Annotated in this window: 1 tRNA gene; it reads left to right on the top strand. The window is 49.5% G+C overall.

The features are described 5' to 3' along the window. Positions 1-249 precede the first annotated feature (249 nt). Positions 250-325: transfer RNA gene (locus CWC04_RS19270), tRNA-Glu, on the top strand. The last annotated feature ends 8 nt before the right edge of the window (positions 326-333 follow it).

Here is a 333-nt window from a genome sequence, read left to right on the forward strand (position 1 = left end):
TCCCCATCGTCTAGAGGCCTAGGACACCGCCCTTTCACGGCGGTAACAGGGGTTCGAATCCCCTTGGGGACGCCACTTACTATTTATAGTAGGGTAGTGTTATTAAAAACTCGCCTGAAACGAGTCAAACCATTCAGTTGTCCTAGTGACACAGAAAACGTTTTTGAGAAGATAATGCCATTCGCCTCGCAGGCTCGGTCTCATCTTACTTAGAAATAGCAAATCAGTGATTTGCAAAGCAATTTCTGCGTCCCCATCGTCTAGAGGCCTAGGACACCGCCCTTTCACGGCGGTAACAGGGGTTCGAATCCCCTTGGGGACGCCACTTACTAT

This window comes from Pseudoalteromonas sp. S2893 (genome assembly GCF_005887105.1).
Lineage (GTDB): Bacteria > Pseudomonadota > Gammaproteobacteria > Enterobacterales > Alteromonadaceae > Pseudoalteromonas > Pseudoalteromonas atlantica.